Below are 16,519 nucleotides of genomic sequence, written 5' to 3'. Positions count from 1 at the left end.
CCGGGGCGTAAAACGGCGGTACAGAGAGGGGTCCGGGTGTCCGACGCTGAACTGGTCCTGCGCTCGACGCGCGTCATCACTCCGGAGGGGACGCGGGCCGCCACGGTCACCGTGTCCGCCGGGAGGATCACGGCCGTCCTGCCGTACGACGCGGAGGTCCCGGCCGGCGCGCGGCTGGAGGACTTCGGCGACCATGTGCTGCTGCCCGGCCTGGTCGACACCCACGTGCACGTCAACGACCCGGGCCGCACCGAGTGGGAGGGCTTCTGGACGGCCACCCGCGCAGCGGCGGCCGGCGGCATCACCACGCTGGTCGACATGCCGCTCAACTCCCTCCCGCCGACCACGACCGTCGACAACCTGCGGGTGAAGCGGGAGGTGGCCGCCGACAAGGCGCACATCGACGTCGGCTTCTGGGGCGGCGCCCTGCCCGACAACGTCAAGGACCTGCGCCCGCTGCACGACGCCGGCGTCTTCGGCTTCAAGGCGTTCCTGTCCCCGTCCGGTGTGGACGAGTTCCCGCATCTCGACCAGGACCAGCTGGCCCAGTCCCTGGCGGAGATCGCCGGCTTCGACGGCCTGCTGATCGTGCACGCCGAGGACCCGCACCACCTCGCCGCCGCACCCCAGCACGGCGGCCCCCGGTACGCCGACTTCCTCGCCTCCCGTCCGCGCGACGCCGAGGACACGGCCATCGCCAACCTCGTCGCGCAGGCCCGCCGCCTCCACGCGCGCGTGCACGTGCTGCACCTGTCCTCCAGCGACGCGCTGCCGCTGATCCGCGCCGCCCGTGCCGAGGGCGTCCGGATCACCGTGGAGACCTGCCCGCACTACCTCACCCTCACCGCCGAGGAAGTCCCGGACGGCGCCAGCGAGTTCAAGTGCTGCCCGCCCATCCGCGAGGCCGCCAACCAGGACCTGCTGTGGGAGGCGCTGGCCGACGGCACCATCGACTGTGTGGTCACCGACCACTCGCCCTCCACCGCCGACCTGAAGACCGACGACTTCGCCACCGCCTGGGGCGGCATCTCCGGCCTCCAGCTCAGCCTGTCCGCCGTGTGGACCGAGGCACGCGCGCGTGGCTACGGCCTTCAGGACGTGGTGCGCTGGATGTCCACCCGGACCGCGTCCCTCGTGGGCCTCGGGCAGAAGGGCGCCATCGAGGCCGGTCGCGACGCCGACTTCGCGGTCCTCGCCCCCGACGAGACCTTCACCGTCGACCCGGCCGGTCTCCAGCACCGCAACCGGGTCACCGCGTACGCCGGCAAGACCCTGTACGGCGTCGTGAAGTCCACCTGGCTGCGCGGCGAACGCATCGTCGCCGACGGCGAGTTCACCGAGCCGAAGGGCACGCTGCTCGCCCGCCCCCCGGTAAGCCACCCTCCGCACCGGCCGACTCCCGAAAGGAACCCCTGATCATCGTGACGTCGCTGCATCAATCTTCTTCGGCTCGCTTCACCGGCGACGCGAACCCCTACGGAGGCGGCGACCCGTACGCGGACTACCGCACCGCCGACTTCCCCTTCACCCAGTACGCCGACCTCGCCGACCGGCAGCTCGGCGCCGGTGTCATCGCCGCCAACGACGAGTTCTTCGCCCAGCGGGAGAACCTGCTGGTGCCCGAGCCGGCCGAGTTCGACCCCGAGCACTTCGGGCACAAGGGCAAGGTCATGGACGGCTGGGAGACCCGCCGCCGGCGCGGCGCCTCTGCCGAGCACCCCTGGCCGACCGCCGAGGACCACGACTGGGCGCTGGTCCGCCTCGGCGCGCCCGGGGTGATCCGCGGGATCGTCGTCGACACCGCCCACTTCCGTGGCAACTACCCGCAGGCGGTCTCGATCGAGGGCGCGTCCGTACCCGGCTCGCCGTCCCCGGAGGAGCTGCTGGGCGAGGACGTGAAGTGGACGACGATCGTCCCGCGCACCGCCGTCGGCGGCCACGCGGCCAACGGCTTCGAGGTCACCGCCGAGCAGCGCTTCACCCACCTGCGGGTCAACCAGCACCCCGACGGCGGCATCGCGCGCCTGCGCGTGTACGGCGAGGTCGTCCCGGACCCCGAGTGGCTCGCGGTCCTCGGCACCTTCGACGTGGTCGCCCTGGAGAACGGCGGCCGGGTCGAGGACGCCTCCAACCTCTTCTACTCCCCGGCGACCAACACCATCCAGCCGGGCCGCTCCCGCAAGATGGACGACGGCTGGGAGACCCGCCGCCGCCGCGACCAGGGCAACGACTGGATCCGCTACCGGCTGGCCGCCCAGTCCCGGATCCGCGCCATCGAGATCGACACGGCCTACCTCAAGGGCAACAGCGCGGGCTGGGCGTCGGTGTCGGTGAAGGACGGCGAGCACGGTGAGTGGACGGAGATCCTCCCGCGCACCCGCCTGCAGCCCGACACCAATCACCGGTTCGTGCTCCCGGCCCCGGCCGTCGGCACGCACGCGCGGATCGACATCTTCCCCGACGGCGGCATCTCCCGCCTGCGCCTGTTCGGCTCCCTGACCGAGCAGGGCGCGGCCGGCCTCGCCGCCCGGCACCAGGAACTGGGCGGCTGACCCCCGGCCGGCCCGCCTGGCCGACCCACCCCGTACCCGCGTGGGGCGCCCCGGCCCGGACAGCACCGGGGCGTCCCGCGCGTCACTCGCAGGGGCCCGTTTCCGGATGGCTGGAACTTACGGGTCCGTCTCCCGCGTTCTCCCCGCGTGACCCTTCAGCAAGAGATCGTCGGCAACGCCATGCAGATGGCGGTCGTCAACCTTCAGCCCGGCCAGACCGTGTACTGCGAGGCCGGAAAGTTCCTGTTCAAGACGACGAACGTGACCATGGAGACGCGGCTGTCCGGTCCGTCCGGAAACGGCGGACAGCAGGCGCAGGGAGGCGGGAGCGGCGGCATGGGCGGCCTGCTCCGCCAGGCCATGGGCACCGCCATGCAGGTGGGCCAGCGCATGCTCGCGGGCGAGTCGCTGGCGTTCCAGTACTTCACCTCCCAGGGCGGCCAGGGCACGGTCGGCTTCGCCGGTGTGCTCCCGGGCGAGATGCGGGCCCTGGAACTCGACGGCACACGCGCGTGGTTCGCCGAGAAGGACGCCTTCGTGGCCGCCGAGTCCACCGTCGACTTCGGCATCGCCTTCGCCGGCGGCCGCACCGGCATGAGCGGCGGCGAGGGCTTCATCCTGGAGAAGTTCACCGGGTACGGCACGGTGATCATCGCCGGCGCGGGCAACTTCATCGACCTCAACCCGGCGGACTTCGGCGGCCGCATAGAGGTGGACACCGGCTGTGTGGTCGCCTTCGAGGAGGGCATCCAGTACGGCGTCCAGCGCGTCGGCGGCCTCAACCGCCAGGGGATCATGAACGCCGTGTTCGGCGGCGAGGGCCTGTCCCTGGCCACCCTGGAGGGCAACGGCCGGGTGATCCTGCAGTCCCTCACCATCGAGAGCCTGGCCAACGCCCTGAAGAAGGCCCAGGGCGGCGACAAGCAGGGCCCGACCGGCGGACTGTTCTCGACGCACGCCGGCTGAGCCGGGATTTCTCCGGTGCGCGCGGCTCGAACCGATGAGTTGCGGGTGCGTGCGGGGTCTGAGCTGTTGACCGCAAAGACCCCGCACCCGGAAAGAAGGCACCCGCCATGGGCAAGCTCGTCTCCACCATCTTCGTCACCCTCGACGGCGTCTACCAGGCACCCGGAGGTCCCCAGGAGGACACCCGGGGCGGCTTCGAGCACGGCGGCTGGAGCTTCACGTACGGCGACGACGACTTCGGCCGGTTCGTCACCGAGGTCTTCGACCGCGCGGACGCATTCCTGCTCGGCCGCCGTACGTACGACATCTTCGCGGGGTACTGGCCGAAGGTGACCGACCCCGGCAACCCGATCGCCGCCAAGCTGAACGCCCTGCCGAAGTACGTCCCCTCGTCCACCCTCACCGACCCCGCGTGGTCCGGCACCACCGTGATCAGCGGCGACCTCGCCAAGGAGATCACCGCCCTCAAGGAGCGCACCGACGGCGAGCTCCAGGTGCACGGCAGCGGCGCCCTGCTCCGCTCCCTGATCGATCTCCAGCTCCTCGACACCCTGCACCTGCTGACCTTCCCGGTGGTGCTCGGCTCCGGCCTTCGTCTGTTCACCGAGGGCGCCGTACCGACCGCGTTCACGCACACCGCCGGACGTGTCACCGCCGCCGGTGTCTCCCTCCAGTCGTACGACCTGGCCGGCAGGCCGCGGTACGGCTCGTACGAGCTTCCGGAAAACGCCTAGCCGAAGATCGTCACCGCCGGTACGGTGATCGCCCCGCGCGAGCCGCCGACGTCTCCGCACCCCTTTCGGAGACCGGGAGAGCCGCCCCCATGTCGTCGATCGCCGTACCGGGTCCCGCCGCCCTGCCCCGCCGCACCTGGCACACCGATCTGCCCGTCCTGCTCGTCGCGGTCTGCTGGGGTGCCAGCTATCTCGCAGCCAAGGACGTCACCACCGCCCGAACGGTCCTCGCCGTGCTGGTGCTGCGGTTCGCGCTCGCCGTCCCCGTGCTGGCCGTCGCCGGCCGCCGGGCCCTGCGGGGGCTCGGCGGCGCCCAGTGGCGCGGCGCGGGCCTCCTCGGCCTGATCCTCAGCGGGATCTTCCTGCTGGAGACGTACGGCGTGGTCCACACCTCGGCGACCAACGCCGGTCTGATCATCAGCCTCACCATGGTCTTCACCCCCCTCGCCGAGGCCGCCGTCACCCGCACCCGGCCCACCCCGGCCTTCCTCGGCGCGGCACTGCTGTCGGTGCTCGGTGTCGTCCTGCTCACCCAGGGCGCCGGCTTCACCCGGCCGAGCACCGGAGACCTGCTGATGCTGCTCGCCGCGCTGGCCCGCACGCTGCACGTCCTCGCCATGTCCCGGCTCAGGGCCGTACAGGGCGCCGACGCCCTGCCGCTGACCACGGTCCAACTCGGCGCGTCGGTCGCCGTCTTCGCCTTGCTGTCGGCCGTCTCGGGCGGTCCGGCGCCGTGGGCGGTCGCGGCCGGGTTCGGCGCCCGGGACTGGGCGGGGCTGCTGTTCCTGTCCGCGCTGTGCACGGTGTTCGCCTTCTTCGTGCAGATGTGGGCGGTCCGCCGTACGTCCCCGTCCCGGGTCGGTCTACTGCTCGGCACCGAGCCGCTGTGGGCCGCCGCGGCGGGGATCGCCCTGGGCGGGGAACGGCTCGGCGCGCTCGCTCTCGCGGGCGGTGCGCTGGTGCTGGTGGGCACCGCGTGGGGGCGCAGGGCGGCAGGTTAACTTCCCGAAAACTCATCGGACTTGAAGGGAAATTCTTCAATCTTGTCGTTGACATGCCAACGTCTACGCGCGTCATCATGAGGGCATGAGATTCCCCCCACGCGCCACTCGCATCGGCGCCGCAGCCGCGCTCCTGTCCGCCCTCCTCGTGGGCGGCACCGTCTCCGCCACCACGGCGGACGCCGCAGCCTCGTCGGTCGGCAGCATCTGCTACAGCGACCTGCCGTCGCAGGCCTACGACACCCTGGACCTGATCGACCAGGGCGGCCCGTACCCGTACTCGCAGGACGGCACCGTCTTCTCCAACCGTGAGGGCGTCCTGCCCAGCGAGTCCTACGGCTACTACCACGAGTACACGGTGATCACCCCCGGCTCCTCCACCCGCGGCGCCCGGCGCATCGTCACCGGCGAGGCGTACCAGGAGGACTACTACACCTCCGACCACTACGCCACGTTCGACCTGATCGACTTCGGCTGCTGAGCCGGACGACGACAGAACCCGAGGAACAGCGCGACGGATCCGACGCACCAGCCCCCGCCCCGCGGTCCACCCCCACCCATTCGCCGCGGGGCGGGTCGGCGAGTGAAGTCGGCCAGGAGGGGACGGCATGGGAGCGTCCGCAGGCCCCTGCCCACCAAAGTCCATGAGTCCGCGACTTTGGTAGCCGATCCCGTCCACGATGCGCTCGGCGCCTCGCGGCCTGCGTAGATTTGTCGACCGTGACAGAGAACGGGCTGGACCCCACCATGGCGCGCGGGGCGGGGCTGCGCCGGTGGATGCTGCCCTCGGCCGTGCTGCACGGGCTCGACCCGGACTCCGCCCCGGCCGGGCGGCGGCCCCGGCGCACCGCACGGGACTGGGTCGTGGATTCCTGCTGCTTCCTGCTCGCGGTGCTGCTCTTCCTGGCGACCGCCACCGTCCTGCTCCGGCGCGCGCCCCAGACCCTCGCCGTGGCCGACGTGCTGCTCGGCGCCCTGTCCTGCGGCGCCGTCTGGCTGCGCCGACGCCGGCCGGTCGGCCTCGCCGCCGCGATGGTCGTCGTCGGCTTCGTGTCCTCCACCGCGGGCGGCGCCGTCATGGTCGCCCTGTTCACCCTCGCCGTGCACCGGGCCTTCCGCTACGTCGCCTGGATCGGCGGCGCCGACCTCGCCCTCGTACCCGTCTACTACTGGCTGCGCCCGGACCCGGACCTGCCCTACCTGGGTTCCGTGGTGTTCGCCGTGCTGCTCGCGGTCTCCGTCATCGGCTGGGGCATGTTCGTGCGCTCCAAGCGGCTGCTGATGCTCAGCCTGCGGGAGCGGGCCCGCCGGGCGGAGACCGAGGCGCGGCTGCGCGCCGAGCAGGCGCAGCGGCTCGCCCGCGAGGCCATCGCCCGCGAGATGCACGACGTCCTCGCCCACCGGCTGACCCTGCTCAGCGTGCACGCGGGCGCGCTGGAGTTCCGGCCGGACGCGCCGCGCGAGGAGGTCGCCCGGGCCGCCGGAGTGATCCGGGAGAGCGCGCACGAGGCGCTCCAGGACCTGCGGGAGATCATCGGCGTGCTGCGAGCCGGCGAGGCCGACGACGCCGCCGGTGAGCGGCGCCGGCCGACGCTGGCCGCGCTGGACGCCCTCGTCTCCGAGTGCCGCGAGGCCGGCATGAAGGTCACCCTGGAGCACCGCGTCGCCGATCCGGCCGCCGTTCCCGCCTCCGTCGGCCGCACCGCCTACCGTATCGCCCAGGAGGCCCTGACCAACGCCCGCAAACACGCCCCCGGCGCCGAGGTCGCCCTGCTCCTCACCGGCGCCCCCGGCGAAGGCCTCACCGTCACGGTCACCAACCCGCCGCCCACCACCGAGCCCACACCCGTCCCCGGCTCCGGCCAGGGCCTGATCGGCCTCACCGAACGCGCGACCCTGACCGGCGGCCGGCTGGAGCACGGCGACACGGCCGACGGCGGCTTCGAGGTACGGGCCTGGCTGCCCTGGGGAGAGCCGGGACCGACGGCGTGACGGCGCCCTTCGTACGCCGGTCCGCCGGAGCCCGGGGCACCACCGGCGCGACGACCAGCCCTCGACCGGGTGACGACCATCCTGAGCGCCCCACCGGAACCCCCTGGCCGATGCGGTGAACGCGCCCTGGCCAGGCGGCACTTGTGGCCGACATCGGCAACACGGCCGACGGCGGCTTCGAGGTACGGGCCTGGCTGCCCTGGGGAGAGCCGGGACCGACGGCATGACGGCGCCCTTCGTACGCCGGTCCGCCGAGCCCGGGGCACCACCGGCGCGACGACCCGCCCTCGACCGGGTGACGGCCATCCTGAGCGCCCCGTCGGAACCAGGTCGCCAATGGAACGCGCCCTGGCCAGGAGGCATTTGGGGCCGACATCCGCCCTCGGCCGACTCATGCGGACCGCCGGACACGCACCCGACACGGCGTGATCCCATACGCCGAGGCGATGCCGGTCACGCGGCCCGACCCCGGGTGCCCAGGCGTGGCGCCATCGCCCCCGCAACCGTGATTACGTAAGGCCCATGACGCCGATCAGACTGCTCCTCGTGGACGACGACCCGCTCGTACGGGCCGGACTGGCCCTGATGATCGGCGGGGCCGAGGACATCGAGATCGTCGGGGAGGCCGCGGACGGCGCCCAGGCCGAGGAACTCGTCGCGCGCACCCGGCCGGACGTCGTCCTCATGGACATCCGGATGCCGTCGGTGGACGGGCTCACCGCGACCGAGCGGCTGCGCGCACGGTCCGACGCCCCGCAGGTCGTGGTGCTCACCACCTTCCACGCCGACGAGCAGGTGCTGCACGCCCTGCGCGCGGGCGCCGCCGGATTCGTGCTGAAGGACACCCCGCCCGCCGAGATCGTCCACGCCGTGCGCCGGGTCGCGGCCGGCGACCCCGTGCTGTCGCCCGCCGTCACCCGGCAGTTGATGCGGCATGCGGCCGGCAGTGCCGCCGACGCGCGCCAGGCACGCGCGCGTGAACGGCTCACCGTTCTCAACGACCGCGAACGCGAGGTCGCCGTCGCCGTCGGCCGCGGCCTGGCCAACGCGGCGATCGCCACCGAGCTGTTCATGAGCGTGGCCACCGTCAAGACCCACGTCTCCCGCATCCTCGCCAAACTCGGCCTCGACAACCGCGTCCAGATCGCCCTGCTGGCGTACGACGCCGGACTCCTCGAGGACGACGGGCACTAACCGGGTGTCCTGGACGTTCACGCGGTACGGGGTGCTGCTGTCCTGGCCTCGGGGGCCGCAAGGGGAGGACGGGAAGGACATGGAGCTGATCGACCTGGGGGAGTACGGCGACGAACTGCGCCGAAACCCGCACGCGGTGTACGCGCGCCTGCGCGAGCGCGGCCCGGTCCACCGCGTCCGGCCGCCGGGCTCCGACAAGAGCTACGAGAGCTGGCTCGTCGTCGGGTACGAGGAGGCCCGTGCCGCGCTCGCCGACCCGCGCCTTGCCAAGGACGGCAGCAGGATCGGCGTGACCTTCCTCGACGAGGACCTGATCGGCCGGCACCTGCTGGCCACCGACCCGCCGCAGCACACCCGCCTGCGCGGCCTGGTCGCCCGGGCCTTCACCATGCGCCGCGTCGAGCGACTGCGCCCACGCGTCCAGCAGATCACCGACGACCTGCTCGACGAGATGCTCCCGGCCGGCCGCGCCGACCTCATCGGCTCCCTCGCCTACCCGCTGCCCATCACCGTCATCTGCGAACTGCTCGGCGTCCCGGAGATGGACCGCGACGAGTTCCGGAAACTGTCGACGGAGGTGGTCGCCCCGACCAGCTCCCAGAGCGAGTACGACGCCGTGGTCCGCCTGGCCGAGTACCTGACGGAGCTGATCGAGGACAAGCGGTGCGCCGGCCCTGCCGACGACCTGCTCAGCGACCTGATCCGCACCACCGCCGAGGACGGCGACCGGCTCTCGGCGCAAGAGCTGCGCGGCATGGCCTACCTGCTGCTGATCGCCGGCCACGAGACCACGGTCAACCTCATCGGCAACGGCGTCCTCGCGCTGCTCACCCACCCCGGCCAACTCGCCGCCCTCCGCGCCGACATGGGCCTGCTGGACGGCGCGATCGAGGAGATGCTGCGCTACGAGGGCCCGGTGGAGACCGCCACTTTCCGGTACGCCACCGAGCCCCTGGAGATCGCCGGCACCCGGATCGGGCGGGGCGAGCATGTGATGATCGGCCTCACCGCGGCCCAGCGCGACGGCGCCCGCTACGCCGGACCGGACCGCTTCGACATCCGCCGCGACCCCCGCGGCCACCTCGCCTTCGGCCACGGCATCCACTACTGCCTGGGCGCGCCCCTGGCCCGCCTGGAGGGCCGTACGGCCATCGGCACCCTGCTGCGCCGCGCCCCGGCCCTCACGCTCGACGGCCCACCCGGCGAATGGCTTCCGGGCCTTTTGATGAGAGGCGTCCGCACCCTGCCGGTGCGCTGGTAGCTCTCCGGCCGCCCGCTCAGAGCCGCCCTTCGGCAGCCGTGCCGGGACCCGTGCCGCGAAGCCCCCTACCGGTCCGGGATCTCCGCCAGGGCCACCGGGCGCCGCTGCCGCCGGGAGACCTCGCAGGCCTCGGCCACCCGCAGGGCCTGCAGGGCCTCGTGACCGTCGCACGGGTTGGCGCGCTCGCCGAGCACCACCTGCACGAAGGCGTTCAGCTCGGCCTCGTACGCGGGGCCGAACCGCTCCAGGAAGCCCGGCCACGGCTTGTCCGCGGGCGGCGGCCCGGTCGGCTCGGTCGAGGCGAGCGGCGTGCGGTCGTCCAGGCCGACCACGACCGTGTCCGCCTCCCCGGCGAGCTCCATGCGCACGTCGTACCCGGCCCCGTTCAGCCGGGTCGCGGTGGCCGTGGCGAGCGTGCCGTCGTCCAGCGTGAGCAGCGCCGCGCCCGTGTCGATGTCGCCTGCCTCGCGGAACATCGCGGGCCCGGCGTCGGACCCGGTGGCGTAGACGTCGGTCACCTCACGGCCCGTCACCCACCGCAGCACGTCGAAGTCGTGGATCAGCGTGTCCCGGAACAGCCCGCCCGACAGCGGCAGCCAGTCGGGCGGGGGAGGTGACTGGTCGCAGGTCATCGCGCGCACGGTGTGCAGCCGGCCGAGGCGTCCGGAGCGGACGGCCTCGCGGGCACCGGCGTATCCCACGTCGAAGCGCCGCTGGAACCCCATCTGCAGGACCGTGCCCGCCCTCTCCACCTCGGCCAGTGCCTGCAGCGTGCCCGGCAGGTCGAGCGCGATCGGCTTCTCGCAGAAGACCGGCAGGCCCGAGCGGGCTGCCCGACCGATCAGTTCGGCGTGGGCCGACGTCGCCGTGGTGATCACCACCGCGTCCACGCCCCACGTGAAGATCTCGTCCACACCCGGCGCCGCCGTCTCACCCAGCTGGTGTGCCAGTCCCTGCGCCCGTGCCGGATCCGCGTCCGTCAGGATCAGTGATCCGACCTCGCGGTGGCGGCTGAGCGTTCTCGAGTGGAGGGTGCCGATGCGGCCCGTCCCGATGACCCCGATGCGCATGGAAACAAAGTGAGGGCGCACCCCGTACGCTGTCAATGCGCATGTCCGGACAACCGGACTACACAACTTCCCGTCAACCGACCACGGGGCTACGCTCGGGCCGTGTCGAAACCAGATGTGGACCCCACCGTGTCGCTCGACCTCCATGTGGACCGTAGCTCCCCGGTGCCGTTGTACTTCCAGCTCTCCCAGCAGCTGGAGGCCGCCATCGAGCACGGCAGCCTCACGCCGGGCAGCCTGCTGGGCAACGAGATCGAGCTGGCCGCGCGGCTCGGACTGTCCCGGCCGACCGTCCGCCAGGCCATCCAATCCCTCGTCGACAAGGGGCTCCTCGTGCGCCGCCGCGGCGTCGGCACGCAGGTGGTGCACAGCCAGGTCAAGCGCCCGCTGGAGCTGAGCAGCCTCTACGACGACCTGGAGGCGGCCGGTCAGCGCCCCGCGACCAAGGTGCTGGTCAACACCGTCGTGCCGGCCACCGCCGAGGTCGCCGCAGCGCTCGGCGTCCCCGAGGGCGGCGAGGTGCACCGCATCGAGCGGCTGCGCCTCGCGCACGGCGAGCCGATGGCGTACCTGATCAACCACCTCCCGCCCGGCCTGCTCGACCTGGACACCGACCAGCTGGAGGCCACCGGCCTGTACCGGCTGATGCGCTCGGCCGGGATCACTCTGCACAGCGCCCGCCAGTCCATCGGCGCCCGCGGTGCCACGGCGGCCGAGGCCGAGCGGCTCGGCGAGGACGAGGGCGCACCCCTGCTCACCATGCAGCGCACCACCTTCGACGACACCGGCCGCGCGGTCGAGTTCGGCGACCACACCTACCGCCCGACGCGCTACTCCTTCGAGTTCCAGCTGCTCGTCCGGCCCTGACCGCTGATCCCCGACGGCCGACCATCGATCCTGTTCGTCCCAATGTCCGGACAATCGGACCGGTAGATGATCCCCGGCTGCGTCATGAGTGTCACCTGTGTTCGATACTGGGGCGTTTGGGGCTGCTGAGCTGATCGCCGGCCCCTTCCGTACGTACAAACACAGCAAGAAGGGGCACTGCCTCGTGGCACGGTTCAGGACCTGGGCGGTCATCGCGCTGACAGGGGCACTTTCGCTGTCCCTCGCGGCGTGCAGCAGCACCGGAGGCAAGCGGGCCGAGGACGCCCGCAAGGCCGCCGCGGCCCAGGGGAGAGCGGCGGTGAACACACCGCGCTGGACCTTCGCGATGATCACCCACTCCGGAGACGGCGACACCTTCTGGGACATCGTGCAGAGCGGCGCCAAGCAGGCCGCCGTCAAGGACAACATCAACTTCCTGTACTCGCACGACGACGAGGCCCAGCAGCAGGCGCAGCTGGTGGACGCGGCGGTCGACAAGAAGGTCGACGGCATCATCGTCACCCTCGCCAAGCCCGACGCCATGAAGGCCGCCGTGGCCCGCGCCGAGAAGGCCGGCATCCCGGTCATCACGGTGAACTCCGGCTCCGAGGAGTCCAAGGCCTTCGGCGCCCTCACCCACATCGGCCAGGACGAGACCATCGCCGGCGAGGCCGTGGGCGAGGAGCTGAACAAGCGCGGGAAGAAGAAGGCCCTGTGCGTGCTGCACGAGCAGGGCAACGTCGGCCACGAGCAGCGCTGCGACGGCGTCGCCAAGACCTTCCACGGCACCCTGCGGAAGCTGTACGTCAACGGCACCGACATGCCTGACGTGCAGTCCGCCGTCGAGGCCAAGCTCCAGGCCGACGACTCCATCGACTCCGTCGTCACCCTCGGCGCGCCGTACGCCGACACCGCGGTGAAGGCGAAGGGCGACGCGGGCAGCACGGCCGAGATCGACACCTTCGACCTCAACGCCCAGGTCGCCGCCGAACTGAAGAACGGCACCCTCGGCTTCGCCGTGGACCAGCAGCCGTATCTCCAGGGCTACGAGGCGGTCGACCTGCTGTGGGCCTACAAGTACAACGGCGACGTCCTCGGCGGCGGCAAGCCGGTCCTGACCGGCCCGCAGATCGTCACCAGGGACCAGGCCGCCGCGCTGGCCGCGTACACCGAGCGGGGCACCCGATGAGCGCGACGACCAAGGAGACGGCCGACGAGCGAGCGATTGACGAAAGGAGTCTGCAGACCTCCGTCCTGCGGAAACTGCTCTCCCGCCCCGAGCTCGGCTCGACCGTCGGCGCGCTCGCCGTCTTCGTCTTCTTCGCCTGCGCCGCCGACGGGTTCCTGCGCGCCTCCAGCCTCAGCACGGTCCTGTACGCCTCCTCGACCATCGGCATCATGGCCGTACCGGTGGCGCTGCTGATGATCGGCGGCGAGTTCGACCTGTCGGCCGGTGTCCTGGTGACGTCCTCGGCGCTGATCTCCTCGATGTTCAGCTACCAGATGACGGCGAACACCTGGGTCGGCGTCGGCGTGTCCCTGCTGGTCACCCTCGCGATCGGCGCCTTCAACGGCTTCGTGCTCACCCGCACCGGGCTGCCCAGCTTCATCGTCACGCTGGGCACCTTCCTGATGCTGACCGGCATGAACCTCGGCTTCACCAAGCTGATCGACGGCACGGTGTCGACGAAGACCATCGGGGACATGGAGGGCTTCCCCGCCGCCCACGCGGTCTTCGCCTCGACGCTCACGATCGGCGGCGTCGACTTCAAGGTCACGATCCTGTGGTGGCTGGGCCTGGTCGCCCTCGCCTCCTGGATCCTGCTGCGCACCCGCACCGGCAACTGGATCTTCGCCGTCGGCGGCAACGAGGACGCGGCCCGCGCGGTCGGCGTCCCGGTGGCCAGGACCAAAATCGGCCTCTACATGGGCGTGGCGTTCGGCGCCTGGATCTCCGGCCAGCACCTGCTCTTCTCCTTCGACGCCGTCCAGTCCGGCGAGGGCGTCGGCAACGAGCTGATCTACATCATCGCGGCCGTGATCGGCGGCTGCCTGATCACCGGCGGCTACGGCAGCGCGATCGGCTCCGCCGTGGGCGCCCTCCTCTTCGGCATGACCAGCAAGGGCATCGTCTTCGCCGAGTGGAACCCCGACTGGTTCAAGTTCTTCCTCGGAGCGATGCTGCTCCTCGCGACCCTGCTCAACGCCTGGGTCAAGAAGCGCGCGGAGGTCAGCAAGTGACTCTGGTCGAGCTGGCCGACGTCAGCAAGCACTACGGCACCGTCCGCGCCCTCGAAGGCGTCTCGCTGGAGGTCCACCCCGGCGAGATCACCTGCGTCCTCGGCGACAACGGAGCCGGCAAGTCCACCCTCATCAAGATCGTCGCGGGTCTGCACCGGCACGACGGCGGCACCCTGAGCATCGAGGGCGAGGAGACGACCCTCTCCTCCCCGCGCGAGGCCCTGGACCGGGGCATCGCCACGGTCTACCAGGACCTGGCGGTGGTCCCCCTCATGCCGGTCTGGCGCAATTTCTTCCTCGGCTCCGAGCCCCGCAGGGGCAAAGGACCCTTCAAGCGCCTGGACACCGACCTCATGCGCCGTACGACCCGCGAGGCGCTGCTCCGCATGGGCATCGACCTGAGGGACGTCGACCAGCCCATCGGCACCCTCTCCGGCGGCGAACGCCAGTGCGTGGCGATCGCCCGCGCGGTCCACTTCGGCGCCAAGGTCCTGGTCCTGGACGAGCCGACGGCGGCACTGGGTGTGAAGCAGTCCGGTGTGGTCCTGAAATATGTGGCTGCGGCACGCGACGAGGGTCTGGGCGTTGTGCTGATCACCCACAACCCGCATCACGCGTACCTGGTGGGGGACAGGTTCGTGCTGTTGAGGCGCGGCACAATGGTGGGCAATTACACACGGGACGAGATCACCCTGGACGAGCTGACCCAGCAGATGGCGGGAGGGTCCGACCTGGACGCTCTGCGGCACGAACTGCGGCGGAGTTGAGGGGCGCACGACCAGCCACGGACCAGTCGCGCCCGGCACCGCTCGCGCGCTCCGTCCCCCTTCCCCGTACCGCACCCTTACCCACGGTGAGGCACAATCGAGCGCGATGAGCACCTACCGCGACCTCACCGCCCCCATCGGCTCCCGCCGAGCCCCGGTCCTGCGTACCGTCGGCACGCGGGAGCGCCGGTCCCACCTGACCGCACCCCGCGTGCCCACGGTCGGGATCGACATCGGCGGCACCAAGGTCATGGCGGGCGTCGTGGACGCGGACGGCAACATCCTGGAGAAGCTCCGCACGGAGACCCCGGACAAGTCCAAGAGCCCCAAGGTCGTCGAGGACACCATCGTCGAACTGGTCCTGGACCTGTCCGACCGGCACGACGTGCACGCGGTCGGCATCGGCGCGGCCGGCTGGGTCGACGCCGACCGCAACCGCGTCCTGTTCGCCCCGCACCTGTCCTGGCGCAACGAACCGCTGCGCGACCGCCTGAGCGGCCGCCTCTCCGTGCCGGTCCTCGTCGACAACGACGCCAACACCGCCGCCTGGGCGGAGTGGCGCTTCGGCGCGGGGCGTGGCGAGGACCACCTCGTCATGATCACCCTCGGCACCGGCATCGGCGGCGCCATCCTGGAGGACGGCCAGGTCAAGCGCGGCAAGTACGGTGTCGCCGGCGAGTTCGGCCATATGCAGGTCGTGCCCGGCGGCCACCGCTGCCCGTGCGGCAACCGCGGCTGCTGGGAGCAGTACAGCTCCGGCAACGCACTGGTCCGCGAGGCCAAGGAGCTGGCCGTCGCCGACTCCCCGGTGGCCTACGGGATCATCGAGCACGTCAAGGGCAACATCCACGAGATCACCGGCCCGATGATCACCGAGCTGGCCCGCGAGGGCGACGCCATGTGCATCGAGCTGCTCCAGGACATCGGCCAGTGGCTCGGCGTCGGCATCGCCAACCTCGCCGCCGCCCTCGACCCCTCCTGCTTCGTCATCGGCGGCGGGGTCTCGGCCGCCGACGACCTGCTCATCGGCCCCGCCCGGGACGCCTTCAAGCGCCACCTCACCGGCCGCGGCTACCGCCCCGAGGCCCGCATCACCCGCGCCCAGCTCGGCCCCGAGGCCGGCATGGTGGGTGCCGCCGACCTGGCCCGGCTGGTCGCCCGCCGGTTCCGCCGGGCCAAGCGCCGCCGGGTGGAGCGGTACGAGCGCTACGAGCGGTACGGCCAGGCCCGACGCGACCGGGACACCGTATGACCGCGTCGCTGCCCCGCCAGGCCGCCCCGCTGCACCCGCCGCGCCGCCCCGCCGAGGACGCCCGGCACAAGGCCAGGCGCCGCGCGCTCACCCTGCTGATCATCGGGCTGCTGATCGGCGTACCGGCCGGCTACCTGGTGATCTCCGCGAACCAGAGCCGCAACAGCGGCAAGGACAAGGAGGCGAAGTACTCGGCGACCGGCCTGACCCCGGGCTGGCCGTCGAAGGTGCAGCGCCGCCTCTACCAGGTGACGGTCCCGCACCCGGCCGACTACATCGCCTCCTACGAGACGAACAACTGGAAGACCAGCCGCCTCTACGTGCAGTTCCGCACCAACGCCGCCGGCCTGGACGGCTTCCTGCAGACCATGGGCGCACGCCGGGACGAGCTGAAGGAGGGCGACATCGCCATCGGCTCCCGCGACCAGAAGGTCAGCGGCTGGCACTTCACCGGCGCCGGCCCCTGGTGGGGACTCACCCACAAGCAGAAGAACCCGGCGCCGACGCAGGACGTGGTCGTGAACATGTCCGACCCGAAGTACCCGATGGTCTACGTCGTCTCCCGCACCGTCCCGTAGGCGCGGGCCCGGGCCGGTCCCGGGGCCGATTGTCAGACCCCGCC

At 71.8% G+C, this 16,519-nt stretch carries 16 protein-coding genes; 15 read left to right on the top strand and 1 reads right to left on the bottom strand.

The window, feature by feature from the left end; genetic code table 11:
- Nucleotides 1–36 precede the first annotated feature (36 nt).
- From allB to ACIBJF_RS28780, 9 genes are all read left to right on the top strand, one after another.
- A complete protein-coding gene (gene allB / locus ACIBJF_RS28820; RefSeq protein WP_399178016.1) occupies nt 37–1,416 on the top strand; it encodes an allantoinase AllB in 1,380 nt (459 codons plus the stop codon).
- 5 nt (nt 1,417–1,421) lie between these two features.
- Nucleotides 1,422–2,552 carry an allantoicase gene (alc, locus tag ACIBJF_RS28815; protein ID WP_399178015.1) on the top strand — a complete coding sequence of 377 codons (1,131 nt, stop codon included), beginning with the start codon at nt 1,422–1,424 and terminating at the stop codon, nt 2,550–2,552.
- Nucleotides 2,553–2,699: 147 nt separating this feature from the next.
- Entirely contained in the window at nt 2,700–3,518 is an 819-nt protein-coding gene (locus ACIBJF_RS28810; protein WP_351806311.1) for an AIM24 family protein, read from the top strand.
- A gap of 107 nt (nt 3,519–3,625) precedes the next feature.
- Nucleotides 3,626–4,252, top strand: a complete 627-nt coding sequence (locus tag ACIBJF_RS28805) for a dihydrofolate reductase family protein (protein ID WP_399178012.1) — start codon at nt 3,626–3,628, stop codon at nt 4,250–4,252.
- A gap of 89 nt (nt 4,253–4,341) precedes the next feature.
- The gene (locus tag ACIBJF_RS28800; protein WP_399178010.1) at nt 4,342–5,253 is read left to right on the top strand and encodes a DMT family transporter; all 912 of its coding nucleotides are present in this window, start codon (nt 4,342–4,344) and stop codon (nt 5,251–5,253) included.
- Between the two features lie 85 nt (nt 5,254–5,338).
- Entirely contained in the window at nt 5,339–5,734 is a 396-nt protein-coding gene (locus tag ACIBJF_RS28795; RefSeq protein ID WP_356308602.1) for a ribonuclease domain-containing protein, read from the top strand.
- Between the two features lie 266 nt (nt 5,735–6,000).
- Complete coding sequence (locus tag ACIBJF_RS28790) at nt 6,001–7,245, top strand: sensor histidine kinase (protein ID WP_399178066.1); 1,245 nt, start codon at nt 6,001–6,003, stop codon at nt 7,243–7,245.
- Between the two features lie 522 nt (nt 7,246–7,767).
- Complete coding sequence (locus ACIBJF_RS28785; protein WP_356308599.1) at nt 7,768–8,439, top strand: response regulator transcription factor; 672 nt, start codon at nt 7,768–7,770, stop codon at nt 8,437–8,439.
- A gap of 79 nt (nt 8,440–8,518) precedes the next feature.
- Nucleotides 8,519–9,700 (top strand): cytochrome P450, encoded by a 1,182-nt coding sequence (locus ACIBJF_RS28780; protein WP_399178008.1) that lies wholly within the window; start codon nt 8,519–8,521, stop codon nt 9,698–9,700.
- 65 nt (nt 9,701–9,765) lie between these two features.
- On the opposite strand, the gene ACIBJF_RS28775 is transcribed toward ACIBJF_RS28780, so the two are convergent.
- Nucleotides 9,766–10,770: a Gfo/Idh/MocA family oxidoreductase gene (locus ACIBJF_RS28775; RefSeq protein ID WP_399178007.1), complete on the bottom strand. Its 1,005-nt coding sequence runs from the start codon at nt 10,768–10,770 to the stop codon at nt 9,766–9,768.
- 129 nt (nt 10,771–10,899) lie between these two features.
- On the opposite strand from ACIBJF_RS28775, the gene ACIBJF_RS28770 reads away from it, so the two are divergent.
- The 6 genes from ACIBJF_RS28770 (at nt 10,900) to ACIBJF_RS28745 (ending at nt 16,475) form a co-directional block, all read left to right on the top strand.
- Entirely contained in the window at nt 10,900–11,637 is a 738-nt protein-coding gene (locus ACIBJF_RS28770; RefSeq protein ID WP_399178064.1) for a GntR family transcriptional regulator, read from the top strand.
- 184 nt (nt 11,638–11,821) lie between these two features.
- Entirely contained in the window at nt 11,822–12,826 is a 1,005-nt protein-coding gene (locus ACIBJF_RS28765; protein WP_399178006.1) for a sugar ABC transporter substrate-binding protein, read from the top strand.
- Nucleotides 12,823–13,878, top strand: a complete 1,056-nt coding sequence (locus ACIBJF_RS28760; RefSeq protein WP_399178004.1) for an ABC transporter permease — start codon at nt 12,823–12,825, stop codon at nt 13,876–13,878. The genes ACIBJF_RS28765 and ACIBJF_RS28760 overlap by 4 nt, the downstream gene beginning before the upstream one ends.
- The gene (locus tag ACIBJF_RS28755; RefSeq protein ID WP_351806296.1) at nt 13,875–14,645 is read left to right on the top strand and encodes an ATP-binding cassette domain-containing protein; all 771 of its coding nucleotides are present in this window, start codon (nt 13,875–13,877) and stop codon (nt 14,643–14,645) included. The genes ACIBJF_RS28760 and ACIBJF_RS28755 overlap by 4 nt, the downstream gene beginning before the upstream one ends.
- Before the next feature lie 106 nt (nt 14,646–14,751).
- Nucleotides 14,752–15,897 carry an ROK family glucokinase gene (locus ACIBJF_RS28750; protein WP_399178002.1) on the top strand — a complete coding sequence of 382 codons (1,146 nt, stop codon included), beginning with the start codon at nt 14,752–14,754 and terminating at the stop codon, nt 15,895–15,897.
- A complete protein-coding gene (locus ACIBJF_RS28745; protein WP_399178000.1) occupies nt 15,894–16,475 on the top strand; it encodes a sugar kinase in 582 nt (193 codons plus the stop codon). The genes ACIBJF_RS28750 and ACIBJF_RS28745 overlap by 4 nt, the downstream gene beginning before the upstream one ends.
- Nucleotides 16,476–16,519: the final 44 nt, after the last annotated feature.

This window comes from Streptomyces sp. NPDC050743, assembly GCF_044456925.1.
In the GTDB taxonomy this organism is placed as follows: Bacteria; Actinomycetota; Actinomycetes; order Streptomycetales; family Streptomycetaceae; genus Streptomyces.
This window is presented reverse-complemented; position numbering and strand designations above follow the sequence as displayed.

Excerpts from the sequence above, each read along its gene's own strand:
- ACIBJF_RS28805 (WP_399178012.1), top strand. The coding sequence starts at position 3,626 with ATGGGCAAGCTCGTCTCCACCATCTTCGTCACCCTCGACGGCGTCTAC.
- ACIBJF_RS28800 (WP_399178010.1), top strand. The coding sequence starts at position 4,342 with ATGTCGTCGATCGCCGTACCGGGTCCCGCCGCCCTGCCCCGCCGCACC.
- ACIBJF_RS28795 (WP_356308602.1), top strand. The coding sequence starts at position 5,339 with ATGAGATTCCCCCCACGCGCCACTCGCATCGGCGCCGCAGCCGCGCTC.
- ACIBJF_RS28790 (WP_399178066.1), top strand. The coding sequence starts at position 6,001 with ATGGCGCGCGGGGCGGGGCTGCGCCGGTGGATGCTGCCCTCGGCCGTG.
- ACIBJF_RS28785 (WP_356308599.1), top strand. The coding sequence starts at position 7,768 with ATGACGCCGATCAGACTGCTCCTCGTGGACGACGACCCGCTCGTACGG.
- ACIBJF_RS28780 (WP_399178008.1), top strand. The coding sequence starts at position 8,519 with ATGGAGCTGATCGACCTGGGGGAGTACGGCGACGAACTGCGCCGAAAC.
- ACIBJF_RS28775 (WP_399178007.1), bottom strand. The coding sequence starts at position 10,770 with ATGCGCATCGGGGTCATCGGGACGGGCCGCATCGGCACCCTCCACTCG.
- ACIBJF_RS28760 (WP_399178004.1), top strand. The coding sequence starts at position 12,823 with ATGAGCGCGACGACCAAGGAGACGGCCGACGAGCGAGCGATTGACGAA.
- ACIBJF_RS28750 (WP_399178002.1), top strand. The coding sequence starts at position 14,752 with ATGAGCACCTACCGCGACCTCACCGCCCCCATCGGCTCCCGCCGAGCC.
- ACIBJF_RS28745 (WP_399178000.1), top strand. The coding sequence starts at position 15,894 with ATGACCGCGTCGCTGCCCCGCCAGGCCGCCCCGCTGCACCCGCCGCGC.